A 9,970-nucleotide genomic window follows, 5' to 3' on the forward strand; every position below is an offset into this window, starting at 1 on the left:
ATTTTAAATACCTCTATGCTGTCTAATATTTACAAAGAGACTGAGAAAAATATTTTAAAAGAGGATACACTTCTTGTAAAACTTGTAGCTCACGGAAAACCTTTTGAAGAGTATGACGAGCTTTTTAAAGATACAAATATAAGATTTACTATTATAGACTATCAAGGTAAAGTTTATTTTGACTCAAAGCAACCTAATCAAGAGGTTATGGACAACCATTCTGGTAGACAAGAAGTTTTATCAGCTATCTATGGAAATAGTGGATTTGCTATAAGAAAAAGTAAAACTTTAGGTAGCTATTATGCTTATTATGCTACAAAATACAAGCTTTCACCAGAAGATAAATATATTATAAGAATTTCTGAAGATTATACTGAAAAAATGGAGCAGATAAAAACTGTTGCTTGGATTTTAAGTCTGTTCTTTATATTCCTAAATTTTGTAAGTTATTTTTTCTATAAAAACTATCTAAAAAGAGATTTGGAAAATAAGATAAAAATAATGAAAGGTTTCTTAGAAAGTGGAGAGCTTGAAAGAAAGATTTTCTATGGTAGAGAGGAAAAATGGCTATATGAGTTTTGGGAAATCCTAGAAGAGTGGCAAAAAAATAATCTTGATAATATAGCAAAACTTGATTTTGAAAAGAAAATTTTGGATTTGATTATATCATCAGTTGATGCTTTTATAGGTCTTATTGACAACAATGGAAATTTTGTTTTAAAAAATAACTCCCTTAATCATCTATTGATTATCGACAGCCAAAAATATACTGAGAGTTTTAAATATATCGAGATAATAACCCTTATAAAAAATAGTATAACTCTTAAAAAAGATATTAGAAAAGAGGTATATGTAAACGGAATTAAAGAATATTTCTTAATCAGTGTAAAATATATTAAGAAAAATGACCAGTTCCTAGTAACAATAAAAGATATTACTAGCACAAGAAGAACTGTGGAAATTCAAAAGAATTTCATAAGTAATGTCAGTCACGAGCTTAAAACACCTCTTACTAATATAAAAGGATATCTGATTGCCCTTGAAGATGCTCCAAAAGAGATAAGACTTAGATTTTTAAATATTATCAATAACAATGTAGAAAAATTAGAAAATATAGTTTTAGATTTCCTTAATATCTCCAAGATAGAAAGCTCTAAAATTCTTCAAGTAGTTCCTGTAGAACCTAAACTTATAGAAGACCAAATTAGAGAATCTCTTTTTGGAATAATCAAAAGAAAAAAAGCAGAACTTAACTTCAATTGGAATCTTTTAGAGATAAATCAAGGTATGATAAATACTGATAAAGAAAAACTTATTATGATACTTAAAAACCTTATTGAAAATGGAATTATTTATAATACATCTGATGTCCCTTCTATTAAGGTGGATATTACAGAGGAAAAATCAAAATATCTATTCTCAGTAAAAGATAATGGTATCGGAATACCTCAGGATAAACTAAAAAAAGTATTCGAGAGATTTTATAGAGTTGATAAAGCTAGAACTAGTAATATGGGTGGTACAGGTCTTGGACTTGCCATTGTAAAAGAGCTTGTTGAACAATTTGGAGGAGAGATAGTTATTGAATCCTCTGAACACGAGGGAAGTAATTTTAGATTCTATTTCTTAAAATAATTTATATATTAAAAGAAAGCCAGTTTTTATTCTGACTTTCTTTTTTTATTATTTATTTAAATCTATATTAGAAATTACTAAGAATCCTAACTCTTTTATTTTTAAATTTAAAGTTTTTGTTGAAGTAAAATATTTTTTACCTTCAAACAACTCATAAATAGCTTTACAATTTTTAACAGAGTTTATATTATCAAACTGTTTAAAATCAAACTCAAAATTATATTCTACAACTGGATTTCTATTTATCATAACCATTATAAAGTTGTCTGTCCCTCTGCTCTTACCAAATTGGTCAACACCTTTATTTAAGAAACGGATATAACCATAAATGTCTTCATTAATAGAGAATTGTTTGAAATCCCCAGTTGAAAGAAGTGGATTTTTATTTCTGATACCAATTATTTTTTTATACCAACCAAGTAGGTCTTGATCCTCATTTCCCCAAGGATAAGTTCTTCTGTTGTCAGGGTCTTTTCCTCCTCTAACTCCAGCCTCATCTCCATAATAAATCAATGGAACTCCTGGGAATGTTAGTTGTACCAAGCTAAATAATTTTAAAAGACTAACTCCTAATCTCTTTGTAAGCTCATCTTTTAAAAGAAGTCTTTCCTTGTTTAAACTTGATTTATAAAGAGTATCTTTCATAAAGTTTCCTATATTTTCACATACAGTAAGGATTCTCTCTACGTCGTGACTTCCTATCATATTTGTAAGAGAGTAAAAATTCTCTTTTGGATAGTTTTCACGAAGATTCATAAAAGATCTACATACTTTTTCTGCATCATAATTATTATAGAAAAATTCTAATAATATTTTCTTAAATGGATAGTTGGTAACTGTATCAAGTTCCTCACCACACATATACTCTCTTCTTTTATTATAGCTTATTTTATTAGTGGCATCTTCCCAAACCTCTCCTAATAAAATAGATTCATTATCAATCTCGTGGCATCTCTTTCTTAAAAGTTTCAGAAATTCTCCCGGTAACTCATCAGCTACATCTAATCTCCAACCTTTTATCCCAAGGTTTAACCATTTTGCAACTACACTGTCTTCATCTCTTATAATATAATTTAAGAAATTAGGGTTCATCTCATTTACACAAGGCAGGTCTGCATTTCCCCACCAAGATACATAATCATTTGGATAATTTTTAAAAGTATACCAATCATAATATGGAGATCCAACAGAGTTGTAAGCTCCCACTGAATCATAATTTCCAAATCTATTAAAATATTTACTATCTCTACCAGTGTGGTTAAATACTCCGTCTAAGATAAGATTTATATTATTTTCTTTTAAACTATTAACAAGGTTTGCAAAATCCTGCTCTGTTCCTAAAATAGGGTCAATCTCTTTATAATCTCCAGTGTCATAACGGTGATTACTAGCAGATTGGAAAATAGGATTTAAGTAAACAAGATTTATTCCAAGCTCCTTTAAATAATCTATTTTTTGCTCAATCCCTTTTAGATTTCCACCAAAGAAATCCCAACGTAAAATATCTCCGTTTTCCCCTTTTATATACACTGGCAAATCGTTCCAGTTTCCATATATAAAGGTATTTCTTTTGTGGGCAGACAGACTTCCATAAGGATTTCCATTATAAAATCTATCTGGAAATATTTGATAAATTATCGACTCTTTATACCAGTTAGGAGTTTTACTTCCAGCATAAAAAGTTGTCATCTGATAAGCTGGTGGATTATATAGATATATTTGTCCTTTTCCTCCTAGTTTATCAGTATTATTTCCATAATATTTTATTTCACCATTTTTTAATGATATCTCAAAATAGTAAAAAACAAGTCTTGGCAATGTTCCTGTCTTATATGTATAAGAATAAGTTTTATTATTTTCATCTTCTAAATTATCCACAGGTTTCATCTCATAAGCACAATGAACTGCAGGTTTTGAAACATCTAAATTATCTACAAAAAAATGTACATAAACACAGTTTATCATAGCATTTTTATTTATTTCTATATTAAAAGTTACAGATTGATTACAAGGAACAGCCCCAAAAATAGACTTATATTTTGTATCTTGTGAATCAAAAGTTACGTATTCATCTTTCCAAGATAAATCAATTAGTTCTACCATATTCTTCCCTCTCATAGAATTTTTATTTTTATAATATTCTCCCAAGTATATTATAAAACAAAACCAAAGAAATGTATACAATAAAATTTTTTATAAAAAATAAAATTATCAAAAACTATTCAAAATTATAGATTTTCTTTAATTAAAATTTTTATCTTTTACAAAAAAAATAAAAAGCTGTTGCATTCTCATTAAAAGAATATAAATTAAAAATTACGGAAATTATGGAGAAAAATTATATTTATAAAGCACATTGAACGCTAAAAATCACAACTGTTTGGACGAAGTGAGTTTTGTGATTTTAGTGAGATGAGCTTTTAATAAATCAATTTTTCGTAATCTGTAGTAATTTTTAATCTTATATTTCTTAACTTAGCAACAGCTCCCTTTTAATCTAAATTTTAATTATTTTTTTCAAAATATTTTTTTATTCTTTCTAAAGCCTCAACTACAACTTCTCTTGGACAAGCAAAATTCATTCTTATAAATCCTTTTCCCTCTTCTCCAAACCAATGTCCATAGTCAATAGCTATTTTTAATTTTTCCTCAAATAAATCTTCTAAATCTTTTCCATACACTCCATATCCATTAAAATCTATCCAACCAAGATAAGTCCCCTCAGGGATATTAAATTTTAATTTAGGAATGTTTTCATCAATATATTTTTTAGCAAAAAGTATATTTTGCCAAATATATTCTAACATCTCAGCATACCATTCATCACTTTCTAAATAAGCACCTTTTACAGCCTCTATTGCAAAAGCGTTAGGAGAAACTACATTATATAATCCCATTGTATTTTTATATTTTTCTCTTAAAATATTATTAAATATTATTACATTTGAAACTTGCATTCCTGCTAAGTTAAATGTTTTACTAACTGCATTACAGATTATTCCATTAGCTCTGTATTTTTCAGGTAAGTTTCCATAAGATATAAATTTATTATCTCCAAATATTAAATCTGAATGTATCTCATCACAAACCATTAATGCTTTATTATTAAGAGAGATTTCAGCCACTTTTTCTAATTCTTCCATTGTCCAAACTCTTCCTACTGGATTATGAGGAGAACAGAAAATTACCATTTTAACTGATTTTTCTTTCATTAATTTTTCCATATTTTCAAAATCTATTGAATAATTATTATTTTCATCTTTTAATAAAGGACAGATTACTAATCCTCTTTTGTTATTAAGTATACTTCTTTTAAATGGTCCGTAAACTGGAGTGAAAATCATTACATTGTCTTGTTCTTTTGTATAAGTTTGTAGTATATAGTTGATAGCTGGCACTATTCCCGGAGTATACATTATCGCTTCTCTTGGAACTTCCCAATTATTTCTAACTTTATTCCATCTTATGATAGCATCATAATACTCATCATCTGCTGCACCATACCCATAAATTCCGTGTTCTACAAGTTTTTTTAATCTATTTTGAATACCGTCTGAGGCTCTAAAATCCATATCAGCTATCCACATAGCTAGTAAATCATCTTGATTATTAAAAACCTCTTTATAATATTTACTGTTCCATTTTCTTGAATTTCTTTTGCTACGTTTTATTATTTCGTCAAAATTATATTTCATATCTAACCTCCTAATTGTCCAATATAACTAAATTATACCATATTTATTTTTACTAAAAAACAATTTTTTCACATATTTTTATTTATACACTTATCGCTATTACTGACTTTAAATTTCTAATATAAAACATTAAACTTTGTTTTTTGTACTTTTATTGAATTTTTTCATATTTAAAACTGTACAAATCAAATTTTTTATGCTATACTTATAACATAAGGGATAATTTTCAAAACCCCATACTCCCTACGAAGTAATGTTATCAATGTTTCGCCCGCATTGGTAACGTTACTTTTTTTTATTTTCTAAAAAACAAAAGAGAGATGCCTTTTTACAGGCACCCCCCTTGTTCTGAGGTTATACTATGATACTACTTTTCTTCTTTAGCTTTTTTTGCTTCTTCTATTATTTTTTCTGCTACTTCATTTGGAACATAGTCATATTTTAAGAATTCAAACTCAAATCTTCCTCTTGATTGAGTCATAGCTTTTAAGTCAATAGCATATTCTAGTACCTCTTTTTCTGGCACTTCAGCAGATATTTTTTGTTCTCCGAATGTTAATGGATCAATTCCTAATATTTTTCCTCTTCTCTTATTCATATCTCCCATAACATCTCCAGTATATTCTTCTGGAACTATTATTTCCATTTTTACGATTGGTTCTAGAAGTACTGGTACTGCTCCTGATTCCATCGCTTTTCTAAAAGCAAGAATAGCTGCTTGTTTGAAAGATATTTCATTAGAGTCAACTGGGTGATAAGAACCATCATATAAAGTTGCTTTAAAGTTGATAACTGGGTATCCAGCTAAAGGTCCTTTAAGAGCTGCTTCGTGAAGTCCTTTTTCAACAGCTGGTAAGTATTGTCTTGGAACTACTCCACCTTTTATATTATCTACAAATTCATATTCTTTATCATATAGTGGTTCAAACTTAATAAATACATCTCCGTATTGTCCAGCTCCACCAGATTGTTTTTTATGTTTTCCTTGTACAGAAACTTCTTTTCTAATAGTTTCTCTATAAGCTACTTTTGGTTTTGTAAGTGTAGCGTGTACTTGGAATTTATTAACTAATTTGCTAAGAACTATTTCTAAGTGAGTTTTTCCTTGTCCACCAAGTAATAATTCTTTTGTTTCTGGATTTCTTATAACTTTTAAAGTTGGGTCTTCTTCTGTTAGTTTTTGTAAACTTGTACTTATTTTTTCATCGTCAGCTTTTTTGCTAGGTACTACGTTCATAAAGATACAAGGTTTAGGGAAATCTATTCCTTCATATATGATTGGATTAGCTTTATCACATAAAGTATCTCCTGTTCTTGTATATTGAAGTTTTGTAGTAGCTGCGATATCTCCTGCCACAACTCTTTCAGTATCTCTTTGTTTAATTCCTCTTACATAGTATAGGTTACTTAATTTTTCTTTTTTATTTTGACTAGCATTTAAAACTTCTACGTCTCTTGTAGCCACACCAGAATTTACTTTAAATAAAGATATTTTTCCGATAAATGGGTCAACTATTGTTTTAAATACAAAGGCTGAGAATGGCTCTTGCATATCTACTTTTCTAACTATTGGGTCTTCTGTATCAGGATTAATTCCTTCAACTTCTCCACCTCTTGCTTCAACTGGAGTAGGCATATAGTCATATATCATTTCAAACAATGTTTGGAATCCTATTCCACCTAAAGCTGATCCTACTACTACTGGAACAACGTCACCATTTACTACACCTTTACGTAATCCTTTTTGAATTTCGTCGTGAGTAAATTCCTCTCCATTAAAGAATTTTTCCATAGCTTCTTCACTTGTTTCAGCAACAGCTTCTATTAAAAGATTTTTTACACTTTCAAAATCTTCGTGTTCTACTAAAGGTCTATCTTCACACATTTCCCCTGTGAATATTCTACATTTATTTTCTACTACGTTTATAAATCCTTTAAACTTTTCTCCTTCTCCTAATGGAATACAGAATGGAGCAACTTTTTTACCAAATTTTTCTTTTAAATCCATAAGGATTTTTTTGTAATTTACAGCACCTTTGTCCATTTTATTTATAAATATTATTCTTGGGATATGTCTTTCTTCTAATAATCTCCAAGCTTTTTCTGTTCCTATTTCTATACCAGCACTAGCATCTAATACTAATACTGCTCCCTCTGCTACTCTTAAAGCTGATAAAACTTCACCTTTAAAATCTGCATATCCTGGAGTGTCCAAAATATTATAAATTCTATCTTGATAATCAAGAGATATTACTGAAGTATTGATAGAGAATTGTCTTGCGATTTCTTCTTCATCATAGTCTGATAAAGTACTTCCCTTTTCAACTATTCCAGGTTTAGCGACAACTTTTGCTCTCCAAAGTAGAGCTTCAACAAGTGATGTTTTACCTGAACCTCTGTGTCCTAAAAAGCTTACGTTTCTGATTTGATCTGTTGTATAATTTTTCATAGATATAACCCCTCCTGTAAAAACTATTTTAGTATTTTAACCTCATATTATGTTTATAGCTCATAAATTGCAAAAAATCAAGTCTTTTTTTGAATTTTTTTTATTTTTTTTAAACATTAAGATTTATATAAATTCATTTTACACTTCAAAATCTTTTTAAGATAATAAAAAAGAGCATCTTAGGGATACTCTTTTTCGGGAAATATATTATGATAAAATTTAGCTTACAATGTTTTTTAGTTTAATTTTTCTAGGAATTTTTTACCAGGTTTAAATTTAATTCCTCTTCTTGAATCGATTTGTACTTCTTCTCCAGTTTTTGGGTTTCTTCCAAGTCTAGGTGCTCTTTGAACAACTTCTAATTTTCCCCAACCGATGAAATTAACATCTTCTCCAGATAATAATGTTTCTTGTATTAAATCTAATATAGAATCTATTTTTTTCTCAGCGTCTAATTTTGTATCAAACACTTCCTTTAAATATAATATATTAGCTAACTCTTTCTTTGTCATTACAAACCTCCAAAATATATATAAATTTTTAATAAATTATTTTAAAAGCAAAAAATCTATTTTTGCATAGCCTATAAGTTATATCATATTTTACAGATAATGACAAGTACTTTTTTTAAATTTTTCAATAATTTTTTTAATGATTTCAATGGATATTTTAATTTTTAAAAAAAATTATCCTCTCTTTGGACAAAACATTTTATTTTAAAAAAAGATGTTTTTATTTTTGATTTTTTATTTTTATGTTACATAATAATACAAATTTTTAAAGATTTTTTTATATTTTATAATTTTGATTAATATGTTATAATCTTATAAAATAATAAATAATAATTGAGGTAAAATTTTATGAATAGAGAATATTATTTTGACCATAGTGCCACATCAAACCCAAAACCAAAAATAGTTATTGATACAGTTTTAGAGGCAATCACTACTTTTAATGGAAATCCAAGTAGAAGTTCTTATAAAAAAAATATATCTTTAGATAGAAAAATTTTAGAAGTCCGTGAAAAATTAGCAAATTTTTTTAATATATCTACCCCTTTACAGATAGCTTTTACCAAAAATTCAACTGAATCTCTTAATTTTGCTATCAAAGGTTTAGGATTTGAAAACTGTCATATTATAACATCAGTTTTAGAACATAACTCTGTCCTTAGACCACTAAATTATCTAAAAGATAATAAAGGAGTGGAGATTTCATATATAACTCCTTCTAAAGATGATAAAGAGGTTATAAAAAATATAACTTCACTTATTAGAGAAGATACAAGAGCTATTGTTATAAATCATATATCAAATGTCACTGGTTATATTTTTAATATAAAAGAGATTGGAAAAATTGCAAAAGATAATAATCTTATATTTATAGTTGACGTCTCTCAAAGTGCAGGTTTTTATCCAATAGATGTTACACGAGATAATATTGATATTTTATGTTTTACTGGTCATAAATCTTTAATGGGTATTCAAGGAATAGGGGGGATTTATATTAGAGAGGGGCTTTCTATCTCTCCAATTATTGAAGGGGGAACTGGTAGTTTTTCAAAACTTCCAAGACAACCTCTGAAAATGCCAGAAATGTTAGAGGCTGGTACTTCTAATACTCCGGGAATATTAAGTCTTGGTGCTGGTATTGATTATATAAATTCTATTGGTCTAGAAAATATTAAAAATCATAAAACTAACTTAGTAAATTATTTTATAAAATCTCTTTCTGATATTCCAGAAATAATAATATATGATAATTTCAACATAGAAAGAGGACCTGTTGTGGCTTTAAATGTAAAAGATATTCCATCTTCTGAACTTTCGGATATTTTATCTGAAGAATTTAATATTTGCACAAGAGGTGGGTTTCATTGTGCTCCTCTAGCTCATAAATATTTAGGAACTTATGAAGATGGAGCTGTTAGATTTTCTTTTGGATATACCAATACTATTAAAGAAATTGATTATTGTATCTCAGCTTTAAAAGAAATCATCAGTTTTTTCTATAAATAATTTCTTTTATTTCCAACATTTTTTATTTTTTTTTAGAAATATTTAATTTTTTTATTGACAAGATTTATATTTTTTGATATGATATACCTTGTTCGGGGATATAGCTCAGTTTGGGAGAGCGACGCACTTGCACTGCGTAGGTCAGCGGTTCGATCCCGCTTATCTCCACCATT

6 protein-coding genes and 1 tRNA gene are annotated in these 9,970 nt (G+C 28.0%); 3 read left to right on the forward strand and 4 right to left on the reverse strand.

Annotated elements, in window-relative coordinates:
* The first annotated feature begins 15 nt into the window (after positions 1–15).
* Complete coding sequence (locus I6E15_RS06565; RefSeq protein ID WP_235247063.1) at positions 16–1,635, forward strand: sensor histidine kinase; 1,620 nt, start codon at positions 16–18, stop codon at positions 1,633–1,635.
* 48 nt (positions 1,636–1,683) lie between these two features.
* On the opposite strand, the gene I6E15_RS06570 is transcribed toward I6E15_RS06565, so the two are convergent.
* The 4 genes from I6E15_RS06570 to I6E15_RS06585 form a co-directional block, all read right to left on the reverse strand.
* Positions 1,684–3,738 (reverse strand): glycoside hydrolase family 13 protein, encoded by a 2,055-nt coding sequence (locus I6E15_RS06570; RefSeq protein WP_235247064.1) that lies wholly within the window; start codon positions 3,736–3,738, stop codon positions 1,684–1,686.
* 401 nt (positions 3,739–4,139) lie between these two features.
* Positions 4,140–5,330, reverse strand: coding sequence for a MalY/PatB family protein (locus I6E15_RS06575; RefSeq protein WP_235247065.1), 1,191 nt, complete (start codon positions 5,328–5,330; stop codon positions 4,140–4,142).
* A gap of 367 nt (positions 5,331–5,697) precedes the next feature.
* Positions 5,698–7,779: an elongation factor G gene (gene fusA, locus I6E15_RS06580; protein WP_235247066.1), complete on the reverse strand. Its 2,082-nt coding sequence runs from the start codon at positions 7,777–7,779 to the stop codon at positions 5,698–5,700.
* A gap of 236 nt (positions 7,780–8,015) precedes the next feature.
* Entirely contained in the window at positions 8,016–8,291 is a 276-nt protein-coding gene (locus I6E15_RS06585) for an HU family DNA-binding protein (RefSeq protein WP_177162352.1), read from the reverse strand.
* A 348-nt stretch (positions 8,292–8,639) separates the two neighbouring features.
* Here I6E15_RS06585 and I6E15_RS06590 point away from each other — a divergent pair, with 348 nt between their 5' ends.
* Together I6E15_RS06590 and I6E15_RS06595 are read left to right on the forward strand one after the other, a co-directional pair.
* A complete protein-coding gene (locus I6E15_RS06590; protein ID WP_235247067.1) occupies positions 8,640–9,797 on the forward strand; it encodes an aminotransferase class V-fold PLP-dependent enzyme in 1,158 nt (385 codons plus the stop codon).
* A gap of 94 nt (positions 9,798–9,891) precedes the next feature.
* A tRNA-Ala gene (locus tag I6E15_RS06595) sits at positions 9,892–9,968 on the forward strand.
* Positions 9,969–9,970 lie beyond the last annotated feature (2 nt).

It is taken from the genome of Fusobacterium perfoetens (assembly GCF_021531475.1).
In the GTDB taxonomy this organism is placed as follows: domain Bacteria; phylum Fusobacteriota; class Fusobacteriia; order Fusobacteriales; family Fusobacteriaceae; genus Fusobacterium_B.

Bases quoted from the DNA above. Each gene is read 5' to 3' on its own strand.
- I6E15_RS06565 (WP_235247063.1), top strand. From the start codon at position 16: ATGCTGTCTAATATTTACAAAGAGACTGAGAAAAATATTTTAAAAGAG.
- I6E15_RS06570 (WP_235247064.1), bottom strand. From the start codon at position 3,738: ATGGTAGAACTAATTGATTTATCTTGGAAAGATGAATACGTAACTTTT.
- I6E15_RS06575 (WP_235247065.1), bottom strand. From the start codon at position 5,330: ATGAAATATAATTTTGACGAAATAATAAAACGTAGCAAAAGAAATTCA.
- fusA (WP_235247066.1), bottom strand. From the start codon at position 7,779: ATGAAAAATTATACAACAGATCAAATCAGAAACGTAAGCTTTTTAGGA.
- I6E15_RS06585 (WP_177162352.1), bottom strand. From the start codon at position 8,291: ATGACAAAGAAAGAGTTAGCTAATATATTATATTTAAAGGAAGTGTTT.
- I6E15_RS06590 (WP_235247067.1), top strand. From the start codon at position 8,640: ATGAATAGAGAATATTATTTTGACCATAGTGCCACATCAAACCCAAAA.